Source organism: Peribacillus sp. CSMR9 (assembly GCF_033141925.1).
Taxonomy (GTDB): Bacteria; Bacillota; Bacilli; order Bacillales; family DSM-1321; genus Peribacillus; species Peribacillus simplex_A.
On sequence record NZ_JAOPHO010000019.1, the window covers coordinates 17,165 to 42,574 of the forward strand.

Consider the following 25,410-nt stretch of genomic DNA (forward strand, 5'->3'; position numbering starts at 1 on the left):
GGACAAACATGCCCTTATTAAATAATTTAGTATATAATTATTAAATGAATGACTTTTGTTACTTTACTCTGCGAAAGCAGTGGGGTGGTGATTATAATCCAACTGAATAAGCGTCAGGAACAGATTTTACAAATTGTAAAAGAAAACGGACCGATTACTGGAGAGCATATTGCCGATAGATTGAACCTTACTAGGGCGACTCTTCGTCCAGATCTAGCCATTTTGACGATGGCAGGTTTTCTTGATGCCAGGCCGCGGGTCGGGTATTTCTATACAGGCAGGTCAGGAACACAGCTTTTGACCGACAGCCTTAACCATCTTTATGTACGAGACTACCAATCGATCCCGGTCGTTGTTGACGAGGGCATTTCCGTATATGATGCAATCGTCATGATGTTTTTAGAAGATGTCGGGACAATGTTCGTTGTCGATAAGCATGCATTGCTTGTTGGTGTCTTATCAAGGAAAGACTTGTTGCGTGCGAGTATTGGGAAACAAGAGCTTAACTCCATTCCAGTCAATATCATCATGACTAGGATGCCCAATATTACAATGTGTTCAAAAGAAGACCTTTTGATTGATGTTGCCAAAAAATTGATTGATAAGCAAATCGACTCATTACCGGTCGTCAAAGACACAGAAAAAGGCTATGAAGTAATTGGAAGAATTACAAAAACCAATATTACGAAAGCATTCGTAGCTTTGGCTGATGAAGGCTATTAGGGGGCTTGCAAAAGGAATGACGGAGAATATGAACGGTTCTATTATATATGTTGTATCGGATTCAGTAGGGGAAACAGCGGAATTGGTTACAAAAGCAGCTGCAAGCCAGTTCTCGGGATCTGCTTTTTCCATAAAGCGAATTCCGTACATTGAAGATGAACAAAACGTGGATGAAGTGATTTCACTGGCTAAATTAGATGGGGCGATCATTGCTTATACCCTTGTGAAGCCAGCTATTAGAGCGTATATGAAAGCACAGGTCGAAAAAGAAAACCTGTCTGCTTATGACATTTTAGGGCCGCTTATGGACATCCTTCAGGAAAGGGCACCAAAAGGGCCTCTTAATGAACCTGGTCTTGTAAGAAAGCTGGATGATGATTATTTCAAGCGTGTGGAAGCCATTGAATTTGCAGTGAAATATGATGATGGACGTGATCCCCGAGGCATTTTACGTGCTGATATCGTCCTTGTAGGTGTTTCACGCACTTCAAAAACACCGTTATCACAGTATTTAGCCCACAAACGCTATAAAGTGGCGAATGTACCTTTAGTGCCTGAGGTGGAACCGCCAGAAGAGCTGTTTTTGGTGCCGCCTGAAAAATGCATTGGTTTAAAGATCAGTCCGGAAAAGCTGAACCATATTCGCAAAGAACGATTAAAGTCACTCGGGCTCAATGATCATGCGATTTACGCAAATGTGGAGCGAATAAAAGAAGAATTGACATACTTTGATAAAATCATATCAAGGCTGAACTGTCCAATTATTGATGTAACCAATAAAGCTGTTGAAGAAACAGCCAATTTGATCATCAATATCCTTCAAAACAAAAATCGTTGATCCATATAATCAAGGCAAACCAAAATGTGAGCTTGACACTTTAAGTGTCAGCTCACATTTTAATGCCAAGGTCAATAAAGGGAATATCAAGAATGAATTGAAAATAAATACATATAATTCCTCTACTTTTCCAAATGTAAATCCATTGATTTGCATGAAAATAAAATCGGAATTTAAATGTTGGCATCTTCTAATCAAATAGACTATAATAAAAAATTGTGAGAAAAAAGTAATCTTAAGGTTTAGACTTAATTAATAAGGAATAAACTAAAGGTTAATGAGATGTCAAGGTTTTTATCATAAAAATAATTCGACATGTTCCGTATAATTCAAAATGGGTGGGCCTTATTCAAGGGAAAAGTGGCGCTTTCACTTAAGGAAGCTGGTATTCCTTGAAGAATAAATGTTGGCTTCTTTAGAGGGAACTCTATGAACCAATGCTGAAAATTCACTATATCTTCATAAAGTTTAGGGGAGAAAAAGGATTATGCAGAAAGATGTAGAATTAGAAGGTATGAATAATAAACCTACCATACACGTCGATGCCGATGCATGCCCGGTGAAAGACGAGATCCTTCATTGTGCAGGATTGCACGATGTTGAAGTCTGTTTTGTTGCATCATATAAAAATATGATGAATAACCCTGAAGGTAAATGGGTATATGTCGATGCAGACAAAGAAGCGGCAGATCTTTATATAGTAAACTCAGTAAAAAAGGGTGATATCGTCGTTACTGCAGATATTGGTTTGGCTGGGACCCTGCTTCCTAAAAGCGTTTATGTTCTTTCGCCTAGGGGAAAAGAATACACCGAAGAGAATATTTTCATGCTATTGGATATGCGTTATCAGTCGGCGAAACTCCGCAGGCAGGGTAAACATACGAAAGGGCCGAAAGCATTCACAAAGGAAGACCGTATATGTTTTACAAATAAACTTTTGAAAACTTTGTCGAACTTTGCAGGGAATTAGGAAACAGTATCGAATTAGAAACTATCACCAGTATTGCAAGGTGGAAAAATGATAAATGGCCGTATAGAAGATGAAAAAATTAACCAAATTCGCGAAGCTGTTGACATTGTTGATTTAATTGGGGAGTATGTCCAGCTGAAGAAGCAAGGGCGCAATTATTTTGGCCTTTGTCCTTTTCATGGTGAAAACTCGCCCTCGTTTTCCGTTTCAGCGGAAAAGCAAATCTTTCACTGTTTTGGTTGTGGGGCAGGCGGAAATATTTTTACCTTCTTAATGGATATAGAAGGCTACAACTTTGTGGAATCTGCAAAGGTTTTGGCTGAAAAAGGAAATGTTCCTTTGGATGTTGAAATTAATAAGGATTCCAAGCGTTCTAACATGCCTGCAGGCTCTCAGCAAATGGTTGAAGCCCATGACCTGCTGCGAAAGTTTTATCATCATCTCCTCGTTAACACGAAGGAGGGCCAGGATGCTCTCGAATATTTACTTAAACGTGGGTTCACTGAAGAGACGATAGAAAAGTTCCAAATTGGCTACTCTTTGGATTCATGGGACTTCGTATCCAAGTTTCTTTTAAAACGTGGGTTTCCAGCAGAATACATGGAGCAGGCAGGGCTTATTATTTACAGGGAAAAAGACGAGTCATATTTTGACCGTTTCAGAAATAGAGTCATGTTTCCAATTATGGATCATCAAGGAAATACGATTGCGTTTTCAGGGAGAGCGATGGGGGACGATGAGCCCAAATATTTGAATAGTCCTGAAACGCCAATCTTTAATAAAAGTAAAACTTTATATAATTTCCATCATGCAAGACCGCACATACGAAAGAAAGAACAAGTAGTCATTTTTGAAGGCTTTGCCGATTGTATTTCAGCTGTTCGTGCAGGTGTAGTAAATTCAGTCGCTACAATGGGGACTGCCCTGACGGAACAGCATATCCAGCTTTTAAAAAGAAATACTGACCAGATACTTATTTGCTACGATTCGGACTCTGCGGGATTGAACGCAGCCAATCGTGCAGTTAATATGCTACAGGACCATGACTTTTCCGTGAAAGTCGCTCACATGCCTGATAACTTGGACCCCGATGACTACATAAAGGAATTCGGTGAAAAAAGCTTTGTTTCTGAAGTAATAGGGGACAGTTTAACCTACATGGCATTCAAAATGCATTATTTGCGCCGAGGGAAAAATGTAAATAATGAAGGAGATCGAATTCAATATATCGAAGAAGTCCTTAAAGAAATTTCGCGATTGCCCAATGCAGTGGAGAGGGATCATTATCTCCGGCAGCTATCCTCTGAATTTTCCCTTTCATTGGATGCGCTGGAACAGCAGCAGCGTCAGGTGTTCTTTACGGAACGCAAGAAGGGGACACTGCCGCAGCCAGCAGCTCCAAAGAAAATGGCTCTGCAATATGAGCATAAGTTAAAGCCTGCTCACCATAATGCTGAAACGAAGTTGATTGCCCATATGCTAAAAAGCAGGGATATGACTTTCAAAATTCAGCAGTTGCTTGGGCAAACGGTATTTCATGTAGATGAACATCAGGCAATCATCACCTATTTATATGCGTTCTATGAAGATGGACACGAACCGGATACAAGCTTTTTCCTTACTTATTTACCGGATCCAAACTTGAGAAGGATCGTTTCGGAAATAGAAATGATGTCAGTGAATGAGGAAGTTACCGATAAAGAACTGACCGATTGTATAAATCAAGTGTTGAAATACGAAAAGTTGTTAAAGATAAAAGAAAAACAAGTTGAAGAAAAAGATGCAGTTAGACGTAGTGATTATGTCGCTGCTGCACAAATTGCCATGGAAATCATTAAATTGCGTAAAATGTTGTAGTCGTTTAGGTGTAAGTCCTGGAAGGAGGGGAACTAATGGCTGAAAAACCAGCACGTTCCAAACAAGTTGATAATGAATTTAGCCTTGAACAGGTGAAAGAAAAATTACTAGAGCTAGGTAAAAAACGGGGCTCTTTGACTTTAGAAAAAATTGCTGAAATGATTGGCGGTTTTGAGTTGGATTCCGATCAAATGGATGAGTTCTATGAGGTGTTAGCAGAAAACGGCGTCGAAATACTCACTGATGGTGAGGAAGACGAAGATGAAGACGATCCAGATGAGAAGAAACTTGCAAAAGAAGAAGAGTTTGACTTAAATGATTTAAGTGTTCCTCCTGGCGTTAAAATTAATGATCCAGTCCGTATGTACTTAAAGGAAATCGGTCGGGTCGACCTTTTATCGGCAGAAGAGGAAATATCTCTGGCGACGAGAATTGAAGATGGAGATGAAGAAGCGAAACGCCGTTTGGCAGAAGCTAACCTTCGTCTTGTTGTCAGTATCGCCAAGCGCTATGTCGGACGCGGCATGCTTTTCCTTGATTTGATTCAGGAAGGTAATATGGGACTTATCAAAGCAGTGGAAAAATTTGATTACCGCAAGGGATTCAAATTCAGTACGTATGCAACATGGTGGATTCGCCAAGCGATAACCCGTGCCATTGCCGACCAAGCAAGAACGATCCGGATACCGGTGCATATGGTTGAAACCATCAATAAATTGATCCGTGTCCAAAGACAGCTTCTTCAGGATTTAGGACGTGAACCTTCTCCGGAAGAAATTGCAGAAGATATGGACTTAACTCCTGAAAAAGTTCGTGAAATCTTGAAAATAGCTCAGGAGCCGGTTTCCCTGGAAACGCCAATAGGTGAAGAAGACGATTCCCATTTAGGTGATTTCATTGAAGATCAGGATGCTACTTCCCCATCAGAACATGCAGCATATGAACTTTTGAAAGAACAGCTTGAAGACGTATTGGATACACTTACTGACCGTGAGGAGAACGTCTTGAGGCTCCGCTTTGGACTTGATGATGGCCGCACTCGGACACTTGAAGAGGTAGGTAAGGTGTTTGGGGTTACCCGCGAGCGTATCCGTCAAATCGAAGCGAAGGCGTTACGAAAACTGAGACATCCAAGCCGCAGCAAACGCTTGAAAGATTTCTTGGAATAAAATATATTTTGCCCTTTACAGAGCCCTCTTTGAATGCCCAGCGTTCGGGAGCGGCTTTTTTTTTTGAAATTTGATGTAAAAAATTCCTTGTAAGAACAAAATTTAACCAGTTATCTATATAATGGAGATGGGTTTAACTCGATAACTGAGTTTCCACAACCTAAAAGAGCGGCAAAAAGCTGTTAAAAAGAAATGACCGGCATGAGGATGTGAAATTCATGGATGAGATGAGAAAGAAAATCATCATTCAAGAAATAAACTCCTGGAAGGAAAGTCGTATGCTTCCGGAGCAATATTGTGATTACCTGCTTGCATTATACTGTCAAGGCGGACTACCGCCTGCAAATTTTAAGAAAACCTGGAGTGATAAGAAAGACATTCTTTCAGGACTGTTGATTGGAGCCCTTTTTGCATTTATTGTATTTTTGAATTATTTTACTGAAATACCCATAAGAATGCAAATGCTTGTGACAACAATTTCTATCATTGCCTTTGGACTGGCGGTCCGCCGCTTTATCGTCAGGAAAATAATTTTTCAGATGGCGTTGATGGCAGTTTGGCAGAATTCATGGCACCCGGCAAAGCGGGTATCCTTTATGTTTTCTTGTTCATAAATTGCGGACTCTGGATTTTAATGGGCAAAAAACTGAAGCTGCTCCATTTCTCCATAGCGGGAAGCCTAGGGGCTATAGTCATTGCTTACTTTTTAATAATATAATTCAAAGACATTTTAGCGGTTTTAAATGGTGAATTTAGGGTATTATGAAATATATGTAAGAAGAAATGAAAATGTTTGGAAATATACATAAGTTTTTGACAATTTTAAGAAATTATATAATATCTTCAATTTTTGGGCTTTTACTTGAAACTCTTTTCAAGTAAAATAATATATAGTTGTTTGTATATAATATTAAATATGGTAAGTTTAGGTTCTACATAGGGGAGGAAATACTATGCGCAATCCAGTAATGCCTTTTATTATTATCATGGTTTTTGGTATTGGACTTATGTTTTTACTTTCGTTTAAAGGTTTGGGTGATGCCAAAGATCTTGCTAAGGAAAAAAAGGGCGGCGAAAAGACAGAAGAAAAAGAAAGTGCGTCTGCATCACCTGAGGACATCTATAAGCAAAACTGTATCTCTTGTCATGGTAACGCCTATCAAGGCGGCGTCGGACCTGCTCTAAAAGGAGTTGGCGATCGCCTGTCGGTTGACGAGGTTAAAAACGTGATCACTAATGGACGGGGTGCAATGCCATCAGGTTTAGTCGAAGAACAGAACATTGATGCCATGGCCAAATATATTCATGGACTGAAGTAATTCATGAAACTGACTCAGGAGATCGTTTGAAGGCGACCTTTTTGGGTCAGTTTTTATTTTATTCCGAAAAAGGAAGATTCCAGCTGGAAGGTTCCCTTTATCCAGTGATGGAGGGGGTCCTATTTCTCCTTCCTGTAATTTTTCGATTGAACTTGTTATAATCGAATGGGAAACTAATTAAATGTAAGACATTATTTGAATTAAGAGAGTTGATAAATATGAATCATGAAAAACTATCGATGAGATTAGAACGTGTTGCCATACATATACCAAAAGGAAGCATCCTTGCAGATATAGGTTCCGACCATGCATACTTACCGTGCTATGCGGTGAGTAACGGCCTGTGTGACAGCGCTATAGCAGGTGAGGTAGTAGAAGGGCCTTATCAGTCAGCCCGCAAGCAAGTGGCTATAACGGGACTTGGAGACAAGATAGAGGTCCGTAAAGGAAACGGGCTTGAAGTATTGAATCCCGATGAAGCGACATGCATTACGATTGCAGGCATGGGAGGGACTTTAATATCAAGTATATTGGAAAGCGGAAAAGGGAAACTCGGCAAGGCGGAAAGGCTTATCCTTCAGCCTAATGTCGGTGCAGCGAATGTTCGCAGTTGGCTAATCGATAACGGCTGGGAACTTAGCGGAGAGGAAATCCTTGAGGAAGATGGGAAAATTTACGAAATCTTAATTGCTGAAAAAGGGGAACCGCTTCGCCCTTATCATGTAAACAGACAAACAGGTCTCATATTCGGACCATATTTAAGAGAGCAATTCAGTGATATTTTCATAAAAAAATGGCAGCTTGAGAAAAAACATTTGGAAAGAATCATCGAACAATTGGATGAAAGCGGACGAAGCGGACTTGAAACCAAGCGCAATGAATTAATATCCCAAATTTCCGTAATTGAGGAGGTGCTTAAAGGTTGAAGATCGTAAATGGTCACAAAATCATTGAAATGTTTGAACAATTCTCCCCAAAGCAATATGCAATGGAGGGAGATCCAATCGGTTTGCATGTCGGACAGCTCAATAAGCCGGTTACCAAAGTGATGATTGCCCTTGATGTGCTGGAAGAGGTTGTAGACGAAGCGATAGAACATGGGGTGGAATTGATCATCGCCCACCATCCGCTTATTTACCGGCCATTGAAAAGGATCGATACAAACGCAGCTGGAGGCCGCATCATCGAAAAGCTAATCAAACATGATATCGCTGTTTATGCTGCACATACCAATTTGGATGTCGCTAAGGGCGGAGTGAATGATTTACTTGCCGAAGCGCTACAATTGCAGGATACAGAGGTATTGATTCCAACTTACGAGACAGCTCTAAAGAAATTGGTCGTATATGTTCCAAAGACCGACGAACAAAAGGTGAGGGAAGCCTTAGGTAAGGCAGGGGCCGGATCAATCGGGAATTACAGCCAGTGTTCGTTTTCGGTGGAAGGTACAGGACGCTTCGTGCCAGGTGAAGGCAGTGAACCGGAAATTGGCTCCCAAGGAAAGCTTGAAGCAGTTGCTGAAATGAGGGTTGAAACGATATTCCCGGAAAGTATCGAGAAGAAAGTGCTTTCTGCAATGATTAAAGCTCACCCATATGAGGAAGTTGCGTACGATATTTATAAACTGGAAAATGAAGGGGAGTCACTTGGATTAGGAAAGATAGGCGTGCTTGCTGAAGAAATGACACTTGAACAATTTTCCGAACATGTGAAGCAGACCCTTGATGTTGAAAAGGTGCGCGTCGTTGGAGATTTGCAAAGCCCGATAAAAAAAGTGGCCGTGTTGGGCGGAGACGGCAATAAATACTTTACGACTGCGAAATTCAAGGGTGCGGATGTATATGTTACAGGTGATATGTATTACCATACAGCCCATGACGCTATGATGATTGGTTTGAACATTGTGGACCCAGGCCACAATGTTGAAAAGGTGATGAAAAAAGGCGTTGCACGAATCCTTGAAGAAATGTGTCACGAAAAGAACTACGATGTGGAATTCATTCCATCTCGGGTGAATACGGACCCTTTCCGATTCATTTAAAAGACGAAAAAAGGCAGCCGGGGCGGCTGCCTTTTTTGTGCATGATCATTTTTTCACTTTAATCTTAGGTAAAATTTTATGCAATGGCGTTTTCTTTTCGGTATTCCAGGTCGTTTCATCATTTGCTTCATATTGCTCTAGAAATGCTATAACTTCCTTTGTGATCGGAGTGGGTGTAGATGCCCCGGAAGTGACGGCAACCGTTTCTGCATCTTTTAGCCATTCAAGGTTCAGCTCGGAAATGTCCGCGATTCGATAAGCTATCGTGCTGGCAATTTCCTCGGATACTTGTGCAAGGCGGTTTGAATTATTACTCTTGGGATCACCGACGACAATTAAAACATCAGCTTCGCCAGCCTGCTTGGCAACCGCTTCTTGACGCACCTGTGTCGCTAAACAAATTTCCTTATGGACTTCGGCATGTGGGAATTTTTCCTTAACTTTATCCATGATATCCAAAACATCCCATTGGCTCATCGTTGTTTGATTTGTCACAATGATCTTATCACTATTCAATGTCAAGGCTTCAACGTCTTCATCCTTTTGAACGAGGTGAACGACATCGGGAGCAACTCCGACTGCACCCTCTGGTTCCGGATGGCCTTTCTTGCCAATATAAATAATTTGATAGCCTTCCGCTTCTTTTGCCCGTATTAAGTCATGGGTTGCGGTAACATCGGGACAGGTTGCATCTAGCGTGACAAGCCCTTTTTTCTCAGCAATCTTCCTAATCTCAGGGGAAACGCCGTGAGCAGTAAAGATGACGGTTCCTCTGTCGACCTTTTCGATGATATCGTGACGGTTGCTGCCGTCCAACGTGATGATGCCTTCTTCTTCAAACGCATCCGTTACATGTTTGTTATGCACGATCATTCCCAAAATGTAAATGGGGCGTGGCAAGGTTTTATCTAAAGCCGCATTTCGGGCGATGACCATGGCATCAACAACGCCATAACAATAGCCGCGCGGGGAAATTTTAATCACTTTCATCTATGTGTCCTCCTCAAGGCAAAAAACTCTCACTTTTATACCTTTCTATTATATAAGACCATAGATGATATTACAAAACATCCTATTTGCATAAAGCCAGTTCCTGATAAAATTTTTAAAAACGTTAAATATAAAGCTTGGGACCTGATGTCCTTTCCCTTTTGGTTTTGGTACGAACCTGGGGAATGGGTTTATCTTCTTTAGCTTTTGCTTTTTCCTTCGAATCCGTTTTTACCTCATTATTTTTTTGTGACTCAACATTAGTCACGCTTTCAACTGGCGCTTTCTTGTCCTCGGTTTCACCGGCTGATGATATGTTCCGGAAAACTTTCCACACGGAAGGCAAGTTTTTAATTACCGGTCCATATTGTTCCACCATAGGGGTGAATTGTTCGGCTGCCTGCAACACCTTTTGCGTGTTGTTGAGCATATTGTTCAGGGAATCGGGGTTTTTTAGTGTTTCTAAGATACCGCCGCCTCCGCTGCTTCTTGAAGAACTTTTGTTAGTGGGAGCAGCTGGTGCAAACAAGTTGGGAGAAGCAGTTCTTTGTTTCGACTTACCGAGTATCTTTGACAATAGCCCTTCTTTCTTTGCTGGCGGCATTTCCTGCCGCTGCGGTGTGGTGAAAGGACCCCGGAAACCTTGAGGCCCCTGAGGTCCCTGCGGTCTGTTTTGTGCCATCGGCCGCCGCATCTGCTGATAAGGGTTGGGGATTTGCGGTGGTTGCCTAAATGGTATTGGCGGCTGTTGCATCCTTCGACCATTTGGTGGCTGAAAACCGGGTCCGGGTTGACGATTTCTGTCTGGGAACATAGGTTTCACCTCCTCTGATTTTATATGCTGGTGTATTCTTCTATATAAATTATGCAGCTCGACAAAAAAGGTTTGAGGAAAGAGTGACTGGGCTGTTGTGAAGTGACCGGAAAGAAGGTAAGATGGTAACGGTAGTCTTTTAGCTCCATGTCTGCGGGGGATACGCTATGACCAGGACAGGGGCTTTTCATTTGCAAGAGTCCATTTTAAGAGAACTAGCCTCAGCGCTTGCGCTTTTTATGAAATCCAGCTTCAGCGCCTAGCTCGCTGTGAAAAAGAGGATTGCCCTCACAAGGCAAAAAGCGCCTTATGGGACAATCCCTATTTTCTTCACGAGCTACCCAGGCGCTTGCGCTTTTTATGTAAAATTTATTATAATAACAGGACATGTCTAATGACTGACAGGATAAAGGAGTTTTTTGATGAAACAAAACCAATTTGAACGATTTAATTTGAAAAGCTACATTCTAGATGCAGTTCGTACTTTAGGGTTCGATAAGCCGACGGAAATTCAAGAGCGTGTGCTTCCGTCGCTTTTAAAGGGAAGTAGCTTAATTGGCCAGTCGCAGACAGGTACAGGAAAGACACATTCCTATTTGCTGCCGATTATGAACAGGCTTGATGCTGGTAAAAATGAGGTTCAAGCGATTATTTCCGCACCAACCCGTGAGTTAGCGAACCAAATCTACAAAGAAGCTTTGAAAATTGCTGATCATTTCCCTGAGGATGAGCAGATTCAAGTCCGCTGTTTCATCGGTGGTACTGATAAACAACGAATGATAGATAAATTGAAGACACAGCCACAGTTGGTAATCGGAACGCCAGGCCGGATCAAGGATTTGGTTGAGGCTCAGGCCTTACAAGTGTATACAGCAAAAATGCTTGTAGTCGATGAAGCGGACCTTATGCTAGACATGGGATTCCTTGAAGATGTCGATTTGTTTGCATCACGTATGGCTGAAAAAATTCAAATGCTTGTCTTCTCGGCAACCATTCCTGAAAAATTGAAGCCGTTTTTGAATAAATATATGGAGAATCCTAAGTATGTTCAAGTGAATCCGAAGCAGGCGACAGCTGCGAAAATTGAACATGTTCTGGTACCGCTTCGCCACCGTAACAGGGAGCAGTTACTTCATGACATCATTGTTCGTTATAATCCTTATTTGGCGATAGTTTTCACGAACACAAAAAAAATGGCGGATCATGTGGCTAATTCCTTGATTGAAAAAGGGTTGAATGTCGGTCGTATTCATGGGGATTTAACACCTCGTGAGCGTAAAAAAATGATGAAGCAAATCAAAGATTTAGAGTATCAATTCATCGTTGCGACTGATCTGGCTTCCCGTGGAATCGATATTGAAGGTGTAAGCCATATCATTAACTATGAATTGCCATCAGATTTGGATTTTTACATCCATAGGACGGGAAGGACTGCTCGTGCAGGATATTCCGGCATTGCCACTACCATTTATGATACATCCGATGAAGATTCATTGAACCGCCTTGAAAAAATGGGCATCGAATTCCGTGATGCCGATATCCAAAACGGTGATTGGGTTGATATCGACGAACGTAATAAACGGAAAAACCGTAAAAAACAAAAATCTGATATCGATGTTAAAGCGAGCAGGCACGTCAAGAAGCCAACTAAAGTCAAGCCAGGATACAAAAAGAAAATTCAACGCGATGTGGAAAACTTTAAAAAACGCGAACGTCGTATACAGAGAAAGAAATAGGGGAGTAATCAGATGCTGAAGATTGGATCGCATGTTTCAATGAGCGGGAAAAATATGCTTCTTGCTGCGAGTCAAGAAGCGGTTTCATATGGCTCCAACACATTCATGATCTATACGGGGGCCCCTCAAAATACAAGACGTAAAAAAATCGAGGATTTAAATATTGAAGCCGGAAGACTGCATATGGAGGAGAATGGAATAAGCGACATCGTAGTCCATGCCCCATATATCATCAATATAGGAAATACCACGAATCCAGCCACATACGAGCTGGGGGTCAACTTCTTACGCAGTGAAATCGATCGGACCGAAGCGATAGGTGCAAGGCAGATCGTACTTCATCCAGGTGCGCATGTTGGTGCAGGCAGTGAATTGGGAATAAAGAGAATCATCGAAGGTTTGAATGAAGTGCTGACAGCCGACGATAAAGTTCAGATTGCCCTTGAAACGATGGCGGGTAAAGGTACTGAATGTGGCCGGTCTTTCGAGGAGTTAGCGATGATCATTGATGGTGTGACCCATAATGAAAAATTATCGGTATGCTTCGATACTTGCCATACTCACGATGCAGGATATAATATCATTGAGGATTTTGATGGTGTGCTGAATGAATTTGATAAATTGGTCGGTATTGACCGCATCAAGGTCCTTCATATAAACGATAGTAAAAACGAACGCGGCATGCGTAAGGACCGCCATGAAAACATTGGCTTCGGTCATATCGGTTTTAAGGCGTTGAATGATATTGTCCACCATCCGCAATTAAGCACTGTTCCAAAAATCCTGGAAACACCTTATGTAGGGGAAGACAAGAAAGACAAAAAGGCCCCTTATAAATTTGAAATTGATATGTTCAAGAATAATCAATTTGAAGAAGATTTACTGGAAAAAATCGGATCTCAGCAATAATCATAATAGAAAGGGACGATTCATCTTTATTTCGATGAATCGTCCTTTCATTTTACATTTAGTTTAAGTATACTCATTCAAAGACTGTCAGAAAGTAGGCTTAAAAGGTGGAAGTAAGGTTGTTAAAGAGGGATTCTATTTCCCTGGCTGTGCCTGCTCCGGCAACTTTTGTAATTTGACCCAGTACGTTCTGTCTTTGACGTATATCAAAAATGTTGATTTTTTTACCTGCTAGAAGTGCAGTGATATCCTGTGCTTGTTTTTGGGTGAGTGCAACCCCATGCTGCTTAGCAAGGGAAAGCAGTTCATCAGGGCGAATACTGTTGATTTTATGATTGACCATCATTTCAAATAATTTCAAACGATCTCCTCCTTTGTTAAAACATATGAAGGAAGCAGACGTATGTGAACATGAAAGTTTGTTTGATTTACGGGAATTTGGTTCAGCTAACATTTTTTGATGGTTCAGGGCGGATGGACACTTGTTCAGGGGACCGGATTCTTTACATCTGGACTTCTTTGATTTATACTAACGATTGTTAATCGTAATGATTCTTAAAAAAATAGGTGATCTCTTTGGATAATGTAGTAAACCCCATAATTAAATTAGAAGATATATCTTACAAATATACAAAAGATCTAGTGCTGGAACATGTTTCGCTTGAAATTCCTAGAGGGGCCTTCTTAGCTATCGTTGGGCCGAATGGATCCGGTAAGTCAACCCTTTTGAAATTGCTGCTTGGTCTGTTCAAGCTCCAAAAGGGAAAAATTGAAATATTCGGGGAAGACATAAGGCGCTTTAAAGATTGGCAAAAGGTAGGGTTCGTTTCCCAAAAGGCGAACTCCTTCAACTCAGGATTCCCTGCCACTGTATTTGAAGTGGTTCAAAGCGGTTTGACCAAAAAAATCGGTTTATTCAAGTTTGCAGTCAAAGAGGATAAGCAAAAGGTGAAGAAAGCTTTGGAATCCGTGGATATGCTTGAATATCAGAACCGCAATATCGGAGAATTGTCCGGAGGGCAGCAGCAGAGGGTATTCATTGCCCGTTCACTGGTAAGCGAGCCGGAATTGATGATATTGGATGAGCCCACGGTTGGCGTTGATTCAAAGAACGTCCACCAATTTTATGAAATGCTTGAGATGCTGAATAAAAAATTAGGAATAACACTGATTTTAGTAACCCATGATGTTGGTACTGTGACGGATAAAGTCACACATGTCGCCTGCTTAAATAAAAAACTTCATTTTCACGGGGATGCCTGTGAATATAATGAGTTGAATGAAAGCGAGCTCTCATCCATTTATGGACATGGGGTCCAATTATTAAATCATAATCATTAATATGTTTTGGAGGATAGCCCAATGATATCGGGGATATTGCAATTTGAATTTTTGCAGAACGCATTCTTGACCGGAATCATCATCGGAGCGATTGCGCCATTAGTGGGCGTTTTTGTCGTGGTAAGGCGGATGTCGATGATTTCCGATGCTCTCAGTCATGTAGCGCTTGCTGGTATAGCGTTTAGTTTATTGCTTCAGAAGAGCTTTCTATCTCTAGCAGGATTGAATCCACTTTATATAGGAATGGCGTTTTCTGTAGGTGGTTCATTATTCATTGAAAAATTAAGAGGGGTGTACAAGCATTACCAAGAGCTTGCAATCCCGATCATAATGTCCGGCGGCATGGGTCTTAGTGTCATTTTCATATCCATTGCAAATGGTTTCAATACGGATTTATATGGTTATTTATTCGGCAGTGTCAGCGCCGTCAGCCGGGCTGACTTATATGTCATATTGGCAGTGGGGATAGTCGTTGCATTAATGCTCACCCTATTGTATAAAGAATTATTTCTGTTATCATTTGATGAAGAGCATGCAAAAGCGTCGGGAATACCTTATAAAGCGATTCATTTTATTTTTATTGTCATGGTCGCATTGGTCATTGCCGCTTCCATGAAAATCATTGGCATATTACTGGTTTCTTCGCTCATGACGCTCCCGGTAGCAGCCAGTCTCCGTTTCGCAAAGGGCTTTAAGCAGATGATTGTTTTTTCGGTAATATTCGGTGAAGTATCCGTCATAGGCGGATTATTTTTATCATACAACCTTGATCTCGCTCCTGGTGGGACCATTGTAATAATAGCTGTGCTAATTCTCATCTTGTCAATTTTGTTTGATAAGTGGAAAAATCGATAGATGGGGTGATGTTTTTTGAACGTAACTACTGCCATGCAATTATTAAAAGATAAAGGTTTTAAACATACAGGAAAGAGGGAAGAAATGCTTCAGCTTTTCTCTTCCAGCGATAAATATTTAACGGCAAAAGATGTATTGGAGAATATGAAAAAAGACTATCCAGGGTTAAGCTTTGATACGATTTACCGGAATCTTTCCTTATTTGTCGAATTAGGCATCTTTGAAGCGACGGAGTTGGAAGGGGAAAAGCATTTTCGATTTACATGCGGCCATTCTTCCCATCATCACCACTTTATCTGTTTGAATTGTGGAAAAACGAAAGAAATCGAATTGTGTCCGATGCAGGAACTTCAGGAAAGCTTGAAGGACTACGATGTTTCAGGACATAAATTTGAAATATACGGACGATGTCCTGCATGCAGTGCATCTTAGAAACATAAAAACCATTGACACTCGGTCAATGGTTTTTCCTGTTTCACTTTATAGTTGCCGGTTGCCCTGACATCCAATTATTCACCCAGACAGAAGCTTCTTGCCAATTGTTGACCCGGATCACCCTTTCAGGCACAGGATCTTGGTTGTAAGGGGTATTAAATAAAATCACGGGTATTTTACACTCTTCCGAAATGGCCACTGCATTATCGTGCTTGTCCTCTAAAAAGAGATCGACTTCAAATTTCTTGGCTGCAGCAACTTTATCGTGTGATCCTACAAGCTCGATATGATCATATAGGACTTCGTTGCTCGTGAACCAATTCTTCGTTATATCCAATAAAAGGTTGCTCCGGGCACTGATGAAATATAAGTTAGCCTGTTCTGTCCATTTTTCCAATACATCCTTTGCTCCCTCAGCCAATAAAGATTCGGAATAGATGATTGGCTCGGTTTCAATGAACCATTTAGTGAAATCTTCTTTTGGAACATTAACGAATGGGTATAAGTCATACTCCGTTATGTCTTCATATGCTAAATTCAGCTGAAAAGCATTATTTAAAAAAGGGACCATGGAATCAGGTCTCGTAACAGTTCCATCTATATCGATGCCAAATCGTTTTTTCATGATGAATCTCTCCTCATATTCAATACTTGTAATAGTGTAACATATACCAAGATAGCTTTGGTAAAAACCCGTATTTATTTCCAAGACATGAAACCATTTCACGATGGATTCCATCACTTTTTACATACACTATAAATGCTCCATAAACGAAAGTGAGGGATTCACTAATGGAAAAAGATCAATACTCCAGTATTGACGATGAGATGCAATTGACTAAAAAGGGCAGTGAACCATCCGTTGTTGTGGATGATCAGCATCATGAGCGATATTATAATGAAGATACACCTGCAGATGACAGGCGGTATGAAAGTCGTGGGACCATTACCAATAATATGGATAACCAGTATAATGAAGAAACGTCTGCAGAAATTTCAACACCACCGCGAATCAGGGAATATAAGAATAATGAGTCAACTAAGGCTGATGATTCTGGGAATGTTGCTTCAAGAGGAAAGGCTATTGGTGTCATAGCTTTGATCATCTCCATTTTATCGTTATTCATGATGCCGTTCATTTTAGGGGTTGTGGGTATAATTGTAGGGATAGTGGCCAGAAGCAGGGGATCAAACTTGGGTACTTGGGCCATAGTAATAGGTGCAATCTCCATCATCGTTGGCATATTCATCCTGCCATTCTTTTAACAATTTGAAACCCTTTGATGTCATTTCTTAAAATGCATCAAAGGGTTTTTAAATAAAAAAAATCCCGATAATGAAAAATCGGGATTTTTTTTTATTTATTTAGTAAAGCGGCAGCAGCAGCTTCGGCTCTTTGTTTTTCATAGTACTCTTCAGCGATTTTGTCAATTTCCTTTTTCAGTTCCTCGACCATCGTCTCTTCAGGCACTTTACGTACAATCTGACCTTTTCTAAACAGCAAACCTTCACCACGAGCCCCAGCTATGCCGATATCAGCCTCACGGGCTTCCCCAGGACCGTTTACCGCACAACCAAGCACTGATACCTTGATTGGTGCTTTAACCGTCTGGATGTACTCTTCAACCTCATTGGCGATAGAGATTAAATCAATCTCGATCCGACCGCAAGTAGGGCAGGAAATTAATGTGGCCATGTTAGAAGCAAGGCCAAATACTTTTAGGAGCTCCCTTGCCACCTTCACCTCTTCGACAGGATCGGCACTTAAGGAAACACGCATCGTGCTTCCAATACCTTGACTTAGGATGGCACCTAGTCCGGCAGCACTTTTTACGGTTCCTGAGAACAGTGTACCTGATTCCGTGATTCCCAGATGTAAAGGGTAATCGAATGCTTTAGAAGCTTTTTCATATGCTTCGATGGCTAAATTCACATCAGAAGCCTTCATGGAAACGATGATGTCATGGAAATCGTGATCTTCCAGGATCTTGATATGGTGTAAAGCACTTTCAACCATGCCATCGGCAGTGGGGTATCCGTATTTATCGAGGATCTTCTTCTCGAGAGAACCAGCATTTACCCCGATGCGGATTGGAATTCCTTTAGCCTTCGCAGCTTTCACGACAGCTTCTACCTTTTCACGGCGTCCGATGTTACCAGGGTTTATCCTGATTTTATCCGCTCCGCCTTCAATTGCCTTAAGAGCGAGTTTATAATCGAAATGAATATCGACTACAAGTGGGATGTTTATCCGTTTTTTTATCTCGGGGATTGCATCAGCTGCCCTTTCATCCGGACAGGCGACACGTACGATTTGACATCCCGCCTCTTCAAGACGAAGGATCTCTGCAACTGTTGCTTCAACATCATGTGTTTTTGTAGTTGTCATGCTTTGTACTATAACTTCATTATTGCCGCCAATCGTTAAGTTTCCGACTTTAATTGGCCGCGTCTTGGTCCGATGTATGATTTCACTCAAGTGGAATTCTCTCCTTTAGGAAAAAATCAGTTTTGATTTTTAATTTGTTTCTCTGAAATATTGTATCAATGTACATACCGCTTGACAAGGAAATAGGTCGCATTATCTTTTTTCAACAAGAAAAATTCCCCATTACTGGATATATTCGATGCTTAGAAATCCCTTTTAATGGTGCTTGGGAGTGCGCAGATCCCCATTTTGAGGTTATTTATAAACGGGAATCTTATATGTTTTGCCAATCTGCATATTTTCGGGCTTCAATCCTTCATTCAAACTTTGAAAGTCAGAAATGATCGTTTCGATTGGCTGATTTGATCCGACTTTTTCCGTTTCAATGATGGAGAGTAAGGTATCCCCGGGTTTCATGGTGATTTCTTTATAAGCGGCAGATGGTGCGGATGCAGGCTTACTGGCCGGGACGGTCGGTTGGCCTGTAGTGGCCGGTGGATGGGAAGGCGGCAGGGTACCCGTAGTCAAATCGAAATAAATAATAAATAAAGTGAAACAGAATGAGATAAAAAGCAGTAGCCGTTTCAATTTTCCATCCTCCCAAGCTTGTCTTTATTTCATTTATACTTGTAAGAATCTAAAAATATGCCTAAAAATGGGCAGTTTTTCAAATGGAATGTGGGAGGGTCATTCCATTTTTCTTTTTCAGTTGATTAAAATCCTTATTATTTGAATGAATGTTAGTTTCCTTTGGGGTCAGACCAATTTCTGTTGCCTTCATTATGAGTAACAGCCCTTGTACATCAATATTACTTCCTTCACGTCTATCACCTCTTAAATACTATTTCAACAATAAGTATAAGAATGACTTGGTGAGTATTTTGTCGAATTAAGAAGATATGAAAAAATATGACTGTAGTCATATGCGGGAAAGCATGGAGAACCTGCAAAAGCAAAAAGACCCGGAACAGAACAGATAGGTTCCGGGTCTTTTTGCTTTTTAAGGTCAATCTGCGGTCTTATTAGCAGCTGTTTCTTTAATGGATAAATATAAGATTATCAATGTCACAAACCAGCTAATGATTGAAGCGAATGGAACCGTTGCTTTAAAAGCATCCATGATGGTGAAGAATATGGTGGCAAGTGTAATGCTATATGCACCAATTCTCCATAGATGCCTATAGGAAAGCGAACGGCCAAGGGCATTTTTGAAAAGAAGTCCAAAAGCGGCAAGGATTGTCACTTTAATGAAGATTCCGCTAGCAGTAAACAGGTATAATATAAGTAGTAGCAATGGAAGGATGATCGGTAGCACAGATTCAACTGACTCAAGCCAAGTGGATATTTCCTGATTATCTCCTTCCAGAAGTGAATATGGAGTGGATTGCACGTTGCCGCCAGATACGAACACCAGATCTGACTTTAAAAGGGCGACAGCCTCATCAGCTTTTGCAGCTACTTCTTCCGGGGTCAATGTCCCCGTACCATCTACAAAAATTTGATATCCGTTTTTATTCAGGCTAAATGGTTCACCTTCTTCAGTCGTCAACGTGCCATTTTTGATTTCAAATGCAGGTAAGTCTTCAGATACTGTTTCATTCATGGCATCTATCCCGTCAACTATCATTGTACCGAAATAAAAAGCTGAAGGGAGAAAGGCAATGAGACTTATAAAGAATACGAATAATATCGTTTTCCCGATACCTTGGCTTTGAAAGGAAGCGATATCTTTAGGAGAATATATGCTTACCCATAGTTGTTTGAATATGTTCAATGTTTTCAGCACCTAACTATATAAGATTCCTAACCAATTTTAACTATTTGGGAAAAATAAAACAACCTGTTTTCTGCTTCAATGGTTTCAACCATTAATAAAGAGGCAATTATGGAGTGATAGAGGCAAAAATAATAAATGAAATGAGAAAGGGCGTTTTTAGTTATGGATACACTATTTTGGATAATAATTATCCTCATGTTCATAATGGGCTTTGTCGGTCTGATTTTTCCGATTATCCCAAGTGTTTTATTCATATTCGGCGGAATATTGTTATATGGACTATTTTATTCCTTTGAACCATTTGGTTGGTTTTTCTGGACTGTCCAAATTTTATTCGTCATCCTTTTATTCGCAGCTGATTATATAGCAAACATGGTTGGAGTCAAAAAATATGGCGGCACGAAAGCGGGGGTTTGGGGCAGTACGATTGGGCTTCTGGTCGGACCATTCGTGATTCCGTTCGTCGGAATTCTAATAGGCCCATTCATCGGGGCATTCTTGGCGGAAATCCTAGTCCATAAAAAAGACCCGGTTACTGCTTCTAAAATCGGCCTTGGTTCCGTTGTAGGTTTTATAAGCAGCGTAATCACCAAAGGCATCATTCAACTTCTGATGATAGGATATTTTATATACGTGGTATTCTCATAGGAAATAAAATCGAAAAATGAAAAATTGAGGCATAAGGTTTGAAACGGTTACAAAAATTTGATACTCTATTGCTAGCGAGCTTCAGGTATCTTTCCAGAACTGAAGCCCTCAAAAAAACAGCTTACATAGGGAGGAATTTTATAATGGCTTTTGAACTTCCACAATTACCGTATGCATATGATGCATTAGAACCACACATCGACAAAGAAACAATGAACATTCACCACACTAAACATCACAACACATATGTGACGAACCTGAACAATGCCCTAGAAGGCAACCAAGAACTTCTAAGCAAAAGCGTTGAAGAAATTGTCGCTAACCTTGACGCAGTACCTGAAGCTGTACGTACAGCTGTACGCAACAATGGTGGCGGACATGCTAACCACACATTATTCTGGGAAATCCTTTCACCTAACGGCGGCGGACAACCAACTGGTGAATTAGCAGATGCTATCACTTCTAAATTCGGAAGTTTTGACAGCTTTAAAGAAGAGTTCGCTAAAGCGGCTACTACTCGTTTTGGATCTGGCTGGGCTTGGCTTGCTGTCAACAACGGCGAATTGGAAGTAACAAGTACACCGAACCAAGACAATCCATTATCAGAAGGTAAAACTCCACTTCTTGGATTGGACGTTTGGGAACATGCTTACTATCTAAACTATCAAAACCGTCGTCCTGAATACATCAATTCTTTCTGGAATGTTGTAAACTGGGATGAAGTTGCAAAACGTTACAGCGCTGCAAAATAATTAGTAAGAAAAAGACAGGAACTCCTTTACAGGAAATCCTGTCTTTTTTTTGTTTATATATAGATGGCAGTATCTATAAGATAACCAGTGTAAGTGCAACTACTTCTCTGTCTTCGCCGGTCGAAGAGTTTTCTTTACTTTTTTTTACATAAATACCCTTGTTTTTTCAAACACTAGAGTGGAATTTAAAGGAGAGTTAAAACAATGGGTATTTTAGAGAGATGGTTGGGTGAAACGGGGGGGAAGAAGGATCTGCACCTCCTTTTGTTTATTGGCGGTCTGTACAGCCTTAGCATTGCTTTATCCAATACATTCGTTAATGTGTACTTGTGGAAACAATCCGGTCAAATTGTTGATATTGCCGTATATAATCTAACCGTGGTGCTTTTTCAACCGCTTACCTTTGTCTTTGCTGGCAGGCTGGCGAAAAAAGTGGATCGAATCATTGTTTTGCGTCTAGGTGTAATCTTTTTGGCCCTATTTTATTTAACTGTCCTTTTGGTCGGCACACGGGCAACGGATTTTCTTTGGCTGCTCGGTGCATTGTTAGGAATGGGCTATGGGTTTTATTGGCTAGCGTATAATGTATTGACGTTTGAAATTACTGAACCGGAAACTAGAGATTTCTTCAATGGTTTTTTAGGGATTTTATCATCCCTTGGGGGGATGGTGGGTCCTATTCTTTCAGGGTTCATCATTTCAAGGCTTGAAAAATTCACGGGATATTCCATTGTATTCGGCTTGTCTTTGTTATTGTTTTCCGTTGCGGTATTTCTTAGTTTTTCGTTGAAAAGACGTCCAGCCCATGGGAAATATTTTTTTCTTCGGATATTGCAAGAACGTAAAAAAAATCGTAATTGGCTCTTGATCACTCGTGCACATTTTTTTCAAGGGATACGAGAGGGCACATTCATGTTCATCATTTCAATCACCGTTTTCATTCAGACGGGTAGTGAACTTGCCTTAGGGAGCTATGGTCTGTTAAATTCAGCCATATCATTCGTTGCGTATTTTTTTGCTTCTCGATATATAAAACAACCGATGCGAAAGAAAGCGATTCTTATTGGAGGAATCCTGTTGTATGCAGGAGTCTTATTGATTGCAATTGATATCACATTCGGAAAGCTTCTCATTTATGGGGCGATTGTTGCTACCGCTTATCCTATTCTTTTGGTCCCATATATATCATTGACTTATGACATTATAGGCCGCGCTTGGAAAGCAGCGGAAATGAGGATTGAATATATCGTAGTCCGGGAGCTGTTCGTACATTTTGGAAGGATAGTATCCATATCAGGATTCATTCTTTCGGTCATGTTTTTCGACCTAAAGCAAATGCTTCCGATTTATCTGTTAATCGTCGGGGCAGGGCATACGGCCATATATTGGTTTGTACGAAAAATCGATATCATTGACCAAGATTGAAAAGAGGCCATAAAGGCCTCTTTTCAATATCCATGACTTACGGTTTAGGTATTATGAGCCGTAAGTCACTTTTTGTGTAATGTTCGTTAGATGTTTAATATTTCTAGAACACTAAGGTAGAAAAAAATATAAATGTTCTATAGAATAGGAAAGGACTATTATGACTATGTAAAAAGGATGTGTGGCTTAGTGTGAATAAAAAGAAAAAGAAAAAGACGCATGTGCCTTTCAGATTGAATATTCTTTTCTTTTTAGTATTTGTTTTGTTTTCCGTTCTCATTTTACGCTTGGGTGTTGTACAGATTGTTTATGGTGATGATTACCGGCGTGAGATTGAAAAAACAGAGGAAGTGACCGTGAATAATTCGGTGCCCCGTGGAAAAATGTATGACCGGAATTTAAAACTGATGGTCGACAACCAACCACTGGATGCAATTACATATACACGAAAGCAAGGTACGAAACAAACAGAAATGGTGGAAACGGCTGAGAAACTCGCGAAGTTGATCGATAAAGATACGAATAAAGTGACTGAGCGTGATAAAAAGGATTTTTGGATTTTGAATAATCCAAAGTTGGCCGCCAAAAAAATTACTGATAAAGAGAGAAAAAAGGTCGAAGAGGGCGAGCTGGAAGAGAGTGATTTGTATAAGCTTCAGCTCAAAAGGATTACGGAGGAAGAAGCAAAGCTTTCGAAAAAGGATATGGAAACCCTTGCCATATACAGGGAATTCGCTAGCGGATATGCGCTTACTCCACAGATTGTGAAAAACAAAAAAGTGACGAAGGAAGAATTCGCCAGGGTGAGCGAAAACCTTGATTCGCTTCCTGGGGTCGATATATCAACGGATTGGGATCGTTTTTATACGTATAATAAAACCCTTAAATCTGTATTGGGTAAAGTTTCTTCGTCTGAAGAAGGATTGCCTAGTGAAAGTCTGGACTATTACCTGGCACGTGATTACAGCCGGAATGACCGTGTAGGAAAGAGCTATATCGAGCAGCAATATGAAGATATCCTCCAAGGGCAGAAAGCAAAAGTAAGGAATGTGACCGATAAATCAGGAAATATAGTCGATTCAGAAGTGATTACTGAAGGCCAGCGCGGAAAAGATCTTATATTGACAATCGATATGGATTTACAGCTAGCAACAGAGAAAATCATTGAAAAGCAATTGATTGCCAAGAAGAAATTGGGTAACACCAAGTTCTTGGATAGGGCCTTTGTCGTCATGATGGATCCCAATACAGGGGAAGTTTTAACGATGGCTGGTAAGAAATATGAGAAGGATCCGAAAACAGGGAAATCTTCCATAGAGGACTTTGCATTAGGAAATATCACGACTTCCTATACGATGGGTTCTTCCGTAAAAGGTGCAACTGTTTTAACTGGTTATCAGCAAGGTGCGATCCAGCCGGGTACGTACTTTTATGATACGAAGCTGAAAATCAAAGGTACACCAGAAAAAGGATCATATAGTAACTTCGGGAACATTAATGATTTGACTGCCTTAAAAGTATCCTCGAACGTTTATATGTTCAGGACGGCGATTAATATTGCCGGTGCGAAATATGTCCCGAATGAGCCATTGAATATTAGTTCCGGTGCCTTTTCAACCATGCGGAATTCATTTGCCCAGTTTGGCTTGGGTACACGAACTGGGATTGATTTGCCGAATGAAATGAGCGGATTCAAAGGTTCCGAAACATCTCCTGGTAAGCTGCTTGACCTTGCAATCGGACAGTATGATACGTATACACCAATGCAGCTCGTGCAATATGTTTCAGCCATTGCGAATGGTGGAAATCGCATGAAGCCGCATATGGTTAAGGAAATTCGCGAACCGGTTGATAATAACGAAGAATTGGGTCCTGTCGACGAAGACATTTCACCGACAGTCATGAATCGTCTGGATATGAAGGAAGATTGGATAAAGCGTGTGCAGAGCGGTTTCGAGAAAGTAACGATGGAACAAGGCGGAACAGCATATACGTATTTTGGTCATAAACCATATACGGTAGCGGCTAAAACTGGAACGGCGCAAGCGTTCTATGATGGTCCGAACCGAACGGATTATAGCGAGCCTCAAAAAACGATGAACATCACGCTTGTCGGTTATGCACCTGCTAAAAATCCGGAGGTTGCTTTTGCTGTCGTTGTTCCGTGGGCATATCAAGGACATACGGGCCACAGTATGAGCAAAGAAATAGGTGAAGAAATCATGGATACTTATTTCAAACTGAAAAAAGAACGGGCTAAAAAGGAAAATACTGAAACCTCGACTGATTTGAAAGTGGAGAATGGTAAAGACGTTCAAAAAGACCAGGCTGAAGTTAGAAAAAGCCAGGAAAATGAATAAAAAGGCTAAAAACACGTTTTTGG

Annotated in this window: 26 protein-coding genes; 19 read left to right on the plus strand and 7 right to left on the minus strand. The window is 40.7% G+C overall.

Annotated features, from left to right (window positions below; genetic code table 11):
- Positions 1-48: 48 nt before the first annotated feature.
- The 9 genes from ccpN (at position 49) to N9I19_RS11240 (ending at position 8,917) form a co-directional block, all read left to right on the plus strand.
- The gene (gene ccpN, locus N9I19_RS11200; RefSeq protein WP_155727348.1) at positions 49-723 is read left to right on the plus strand and encodes a transcriptional regulator CcpN; all 675 of its coding nucleotides are present in this window, start codon (positions 49-51) and stop codon (positions 721-723) included.
- 16 nt (positions 724-739) lie between these two features.
- The gene (locus N9I19_RS11205; protein WP_230160715.1) at positions 740-1,561 is read left to right on the plus strand and encodes a pyruvate, water dikinase regulatory protein; all 822 of its coding nucleotides are present in this window, start codon (positions 740-742) and stop codon (positions 1,559-1,561) included.
- 514 nt (positions 1,562-2,075) lie between these two features.
- A complete protein-coding gene (locus N9I19_RS11210; RefSeq protein ID WP_061466148.1) occupies positions 2,076-2,531 on the plus strand; it encodes a YaiI/YqxD family protein in 456 nt (151 codons plus the stop codon).
- A 51-nt stretch (positions 2,532-2,582) separates the two neighbouring features.
- On the plus strand, positions 2,583-4,388 hold the full coding sequence (gene dnaG, locus N9I19_RS11215) for a DNA primase (RefSeq protein WP_317777853.1): 1,806 nt from the start codon (positions 2,583-2,585) through the stop codon (positions 4,386-4,388).
- A 35-nt stretch (positions 4,389-4,423) separates the two neighbouring features.
- Entirely contained in the window at positions 4,424-5,557 is a 1,134-nt protein-coding gene (gene rpoD, locus N9I19_RS11220) for an RNA polymerase sigma factor RpoD (RefSeq protein ID WP_034308477.1), read from the plus strand.
- Positions 5,558-5,775: 218 nt separating this feature from the next.
- Positions 5,776-6,171 carry a hypothetical protein gene (locus N9I19_RS11225; protein ID WP_317777828.1) on the plus strand — a complete coding sequence of 132 codons (396 nt, stop codon included), beginning with the start codon at positions 5,776-5,778 and terminating at the stop codon, positions 6,169-6,171.
- Between the two features lie 339 nt (positions 6,172-6,510).
- Complete coding sequence (gene cccA / locus N9I19_RS11230; RefSeq protein ID WP_061464090.1) at positions 6,511-6,876, plus strand: cytochrome c550; 366 nt, start codon at positions 6,511-6,513, stop codon at positions 6,874-6,876.
- Between the two features lie 218 nt (positions 6,877-7,094).
- Entirely contained in the window at positions 7,095-7,802 is a 708-nt protein-coding gene (locus tag N9I19_RS11235; protein ID WP_061464089.1) for a tRNA (adenine(22)-N(1))-methyltransferase, read from the plus strand.
- Positions 7,799-8,917: a Nif3-like dinuclear metal center hexameric protein gene (locus tag N9I19_RS11240; RefSeq protein WP_317777829.1), complete on the plus strand. Its 1,119-nt coding sequence runs from the start codon at positions 7,799-7,801 to the stop codon at positions 8,915-8,917. Before N9I19_RS11235 ends, N9I19_RS11240 begins: the two co-directional genes overlap by 4 nt.
- A gap of 45 nt (positions 8,918-8,962) precedes the next feature.
- On the opposite strand, the gene N9I19_RS11245 is transcribed toward N9I19_RS11240, so the two are convergent.
- Together N9I19_RS11245 and vrrA are read right to left on the minus strand one after the other, a co-directional pair.
- On the minus strand, positions 8,963-9,907 hold the full coding sequence (locus N9I19_RS11245) for a 4-hydroxy-3-methylbut-2-enyl diphosphate reductase (RefSeq protein WP_317777830.1): 945 nt from the start codon (positions 9,905-9,907) through the stop codon (positions 8,963-8,965).
- Positions 9,908-10,031: 124 nt separating this feature from the next.
- The gene (vrrA, locus tag N9I19_RS11250; protein ID WP_317777832.1) at positions 10,032-10,721 is read right to left on the minus strand and encodes a VrrA/YqfQ family protein; all 690 of its coding nucleotides are present in this window, start codon (positions 10,719-10,721) and stop codon (positions 10,032-10,034) included.
- A 422-nt stretch (positions 10,722-11,143) separates the two neighbouring features.
- Here vrrA and N9I19_RS11255 point away from each other — a divergent pair, with 422 nt between their 5' ends.
- Positions 11,144-12,457 carry a DEAD/DEAH box helicase gene (locus N9I19_RS11255; RefSeq protein WP_061464085.1) on the plus strand — a complete coding sequence of 438 codons (1,314 nt, stop codon included), beginning with the start codon at positions 11,144-11,146 and terminating at the stop codon, positions 12,455-12,457.
- Between the two features lie 12 nt (positions 12,458-12,469).
- A complete protein-coding gene (locus N9I19_RS11260; RefSeq protein ID WP_317777833.1) occupies positions 12,470-13,366 on the plus strand; it encodes a deoxyribonuclease IV in 897 nt (298 codons plus the stop codon).
- Positions 13,367-13,466: 100 nt separating this feature from the next.
- On the opposite strand, the gene N9I19_RS11265 is transcribed toward N9I19_RS11260, so the two are convergent.
- The gene (locus tag N9I19_RS11265; protein WP_061464083.1) at positions 13,467-13,727 is read right to left on the minus strand and encodes a DUF2624 family protein; all 261 of its coding nucleotides are present in this window, start codon (positions 13,725-13,727) and stop codon (positions 13,467-13,469) included.
- Between the two features lie 215 nt (positions 13,728-13,942).
- Between N9I19_RS11265 and N9I19_RS11270 the strand changes: the two genes are divergently transcribed.
- Genes N9I19_RS11270 through N9I19_RS11280 form a run of 3 tightly spaced genes read left to right on the plus strand, consistent with a single transcriptional unit; the run spans position 13,943 to position 15,994 of the window.
- Positions 13,943-14,707, plus strand: a complete 765-nt coding sequence (locus tag N9I19_RS11270; RefSeq protein ID WP_250211687.1) for a metal ABC transporter ATP-binding protein — start codon at positions 13,943-13,945, stop codon at positions 14,705-14,707.
- 21 nt (positions 14,708-14,728) lie between these two features.
- Entirely contained in the window at positions 14,729-15,562 is an 834-nt protein-coding gene (locus tag N9I19_RS11275; RefSeq protein ID WP_061464081.1) for a metal ABC transporter permease, read from the plus strand.
- Positions 15,563-15,577: 15 nt separating this feature from the next.
- Complete coding sequence (locus N9I19_RS11280; protein WP_061464080.1) at positions 15,578-15,994, plus strand: Fur family transcriptional regulator; 417 nt, start codon at positions 15,578-15,580, stop codon at positions 15,992-15,994.
- Between the two features lie 43 nt (positions 15,995-16,037).
- Here the strand turns inward: N9I19_RS11280 and N9I19_RS11285 are convergent, their stop codons facing one another.
- On the minus strand, positions 16,038-16,622 hold the full coding sequence (locus N9I19_RS11285; RefSeq protein ID WP_317777834.1) for a 5' nucleotidase, NT5C type: 585 nt from the start codon (positions 16,620-16,622) through the stop codon (positions 16,038-16,040).
- Between the two features lie 167 nt (positions 16,623-16,789).
- On the opposite strand from N9I19_RS11285, the gene N9I19_RS11290 reads away from it, so the two are divergent.
- Positions 16,790-17,263, plus strand: a complete 474-nt coding sequence (locus tag N9I19_RS11290; protein WP_317777835.1) for a DUF308 domain-containing protein — start codon at positions 16,790-16,792, stop codon at positions 17,261-17,263.
- A gap of 91 nt (positions 17,264-17,354) precedes the next feature.
- Here the strand turns inward: N9I19_RS11290 and ispG are convergent, their stop codons facing one another.
- The 3 genes from ispG to N9I19_RS11305 form a co-directional block, all read right to left on the minus strand.
- Entirely contained in the window at positions 17,355-18,467 is a 1,113-nt protein-coding gene (gene ispG, locus N9I19_RS11295; RefSeq protein WP_185147838.1) for a flavodoxin-dependent (E)-4-hydroxy-3-methylbut-2-enyl-diphosphate synthase, read from the minus strand.
- Between the two features lie 213 nt (positions 18,468-18,680).
- Complete coding sequence (locus N9I19_RS11300; protein WP_061464076.1) at positions 18,681-19,013, minus strand: LysM domain-containing protein; 333 nt, start codon at positions 19,011-19,013, stop codon at positions 18,681-18,683.
- Between the two features lie 418 nt (positions 19,014-19,431).
- Entirely contained in the window at positions 19,432-20,199 is a 768-nt protein-coding gene (locus tag N9I19_RS11305) for a DUF1189 domain-containing protein (RefSeq protein WP_317777836.1), read from the minus strand.
- 165 nt (positions 20,200-20,364) lie between these two features.
- On the opposite strand from N9I19_RS11305, the gene N9I19_RS11310 reads away from it, so the two are divergent.
- From N9I19_RS11310 to N9I19_RS11325, 4 genes are all read left to right on the plus strand, one after another.
- Positions 20,365-20,850: a DUF456 domain-containing protein gene (locus N9I19_RS11310; protein ID WP_284470219.1), complete on the plus strand. Its 486-nt coding sequence runs from the start codon at positions 20,365-20,367 to the stop codon at positions 20,848-20,850.
- A 143-nt stretch (positions 20,851-20,993) separates the two neighbouring features.
- The gene (sodA, locus tag N9I19_RS11315) at positions 20,994-21,602 is read left to right on the plus strand and encodes a superoxide dismutase SodA (protein WP_034308436.1); all 609 of its coding nucleotides are present in this window, start codon (positions 20,994-20,996) and stop codon (positions 21,600-21,602) included.
- Positions 21,603-21,806: 204 nt separating this feature from the next.
- The gene (locus N9I19_RS11320; RefSeq protein WP_289320054.1) at positions 21,807-23,027 is read left to right on the plus strand and encodes an MFS transporter; all 1,221 of its coding nucleotides are present in this window, start codon (positions 21,807-21,809) and stop codon (positions 23,025-23,027) included.
- Between the two features lie 191 nt (positions 23,028-23,218).
- Positions 23,219-25,387, plus strand: coding sequence for a peptidoglycan D,D-transpeptidase FtsI family protein (locus N9I19_RS11325; RefSeq protein WP_317777837.1), 2,169 nt, complete (start codon positions 23,219-23,221; stop codon positions 25,385-25,387).
- Positions 25,388-25,410 lie beyond the last annotated feature (23 nt).

What these genes read in the sequence shown, in the direction of transcription:
- N9I19_RS11255 (WP_061464085.1), top strand. Translation starts at nt 11,144, where the DNA reads ATGAAACAAAACCAATTTGAACGATTTAATTTGAAAAGCTACATTCTA.
- N9I19_RS11275 (WP_061464081.1), top strand. Translation starts at nt 14,729, where the DNA reads ATGATATCGGGGATATTGCAATTTGAATTTTTGCAGAACGCATTCTTG.
- vrrA (WP_317777832.1), bottom strand. Translation starts at nt 10,721, where the DNA reads ATGTTCCCAGACAGAAATCGTCAACCCGGACCCGGTTTTCAGCCACCA.
- N9I19_RS11260 (WP_317777833.1), top strand. Translation starts at nt 12,470, where the DNA reads ATGCTGAAGATTGGATCGCATGTTTCAATGAGCGGGAAAAATATGCTT.
- rpoD (WP_034308477.1), top strand. Translation starts at nt 4,424, where the DNA reads ATGGCTGAAAAACCAGCACGTTCCAAACAAGTTGATAATGAATTTAGC.
- N9I19_RS11245 (WP_317777830.1), bottom strand. Translation starts at nt 9,907, where the DNA reads ATGAAAGTGATTAAAATTTCCCCGCGCGGCTATTGTTATGGCGTTGTT.
- N9I19_RS11225 (WP_317777828.1), top strand. Translation starts at nt 5,776, where the DNA reads ATGGATGAGATGAGAAAGAAAATCATCATTCAAGAAATAAACTCCTGG.
- ccpN (WP_155727348.1), top strand. Translation starts at nt 49, where the DNA reads ATGACTTTTGTTACTTTACTCTGCGAAAGCAGTGGGGTGGTGATTATA.
- N9I19_RS11320 (WP_289320054.1), top strand. Translation starts at nt 21,807, where the DNA reads ATGGGTATTTTAGAGAGATGGTTGGGTGAAACGGGGGGGAAGAAGGAT.
- N9I19_RS11285 (WP_317777834.1), bottom strand. Translation starts at nt 16,622, where the DNA reads ATGAAAAAACGATTTGGCATCGATATAGATGGAACTGTTACGAGACCT.
- N9I19_RS11310 (WP_284470219.1), top strand. Translation starts at nt 20,365, where the DNA reads ATGGATACACTATTTTGGATAATAATTATCCTCATGTTCATAATGGGC.
- sodA (WP_034308436.1), top strand. Translation starts at nt 20,994, where the DNA reads ATGGCTTTTGAACTTCCACAATTACCGTATGCATATGATGCATTAGAA.
- N9I19_RS11205 (WP_230160715.1), top strand. Translation starts at nt 740, where the DNA reads ATGACGGAGAATATGAACGGTTCTATTATATATGTTGTATCGGATTCA.
- cccA (WP_061464090.1), top strand. Translation starts at nt 6,511, where the DNA reads ATGCGCAATCCAGTAATGCCTTTTATTATTATCATGGTTTTTGGTATT.
- N9I19_RS11290 (WP_317777835.1), top strand. Translation starts at nt 16,790, where the DNA reads ATGGAAAAAGATCAATACTCCAGTATTGACGATGAGATGCAATTGACT.
- N9I19_RS11210 (WP_061466148.1), top strand. Translation starts at nt 2,076, where the DNA reads ATGAATAATAAACCTACCATACACGTCGATGCCGATGCATGCCCGGTG.
- N9I19_RS11235 (WP_061464089.1), top strand. Translation starts at nt 7,095, where the DNA reads ATGAATCATGAAAAACTATCGATGAGATTAGAACGTGTTGCCATACAT.